Genomic DNA, 638 nt, shown 5'->3' on the forward strand with positions numbered 1-638 from the left:
CCCGCTAGCGGTGGTCCGAGCGTGCGCGAGTGCTTCGACGACGCCCTCGTGGCCGCTGTCGGGGCCGCGTGCGCGGTCGACGCGTTCCGCGCGCGAGCCGAAGCCGAGCGGGCGGAGCTGATCGAGCTCGCCCGCCGCACCGCGATGACGCTCCCGGATGCGCTCGTCGATCCCCGGGTGCAGGCGCACGTCGACCGCGAAGAGGCCGCGATGCGAGCCCTGATCGCCGAGCTCGCGACCGGAATGCGGGTCTCGGAGTCCCTGGCCGGCGTTCTCGTGGAGGAGAGCCGGATGCTCGTCAATGAGCTGCCGGAGACTTTGACGGCTCTGCGCGAGGCAGCGATCGCACCCGAGCACGCCCGCGTGATCATCAGGGCCGCGCTGGATCTGCCGGTCGAGGTGCGGAGCCGCTTCGACGACGCCGCAGCGGCCCTCGCCCGGGAGTGCACTCCTCCGCAGCTGCGGCGCCGGCTCAGGTCGCTGCGCGAGCGCCTGCACCCGGAGTCGCTCACCGACCGGCACCAGCGCTGCGCCGCACGCCGCGGCGTCTGGCTCGACGGAGAGCTCGACGGGATGGCCACTCTGCACCTGCACCTCCCCGCGCCCGACACGCATGGAGCCTTCGACCGCATCGACCG

General features: G+C 73.5%; 1 protein-coding gene. It reads left to right on the forward strand.

Annotated elements, in window-relative coordinates; all coding sequences use genetic code 11:
* Positions 1 to 21: 21 nt before the first annotated feature.
* On the forward strand, positions 22 to 638 hold a 617-nt coding region (locus tag B0T42_RS18950), incomplete at its 3' end, for a DUF222 domain-containing protein (RefSeq protein WP_139344606.1).

The sequence above is a fragment of the Rathayibacter rhapontici genome, assembly GCF_001995175.1.
In the GTDB taxonomy this organism is placed as follows: domain Bacteria; phylum Actinomycetota; class Actinomycetes; order Actinomycetales; family Microbacteriaceae; genus Rathayibacter.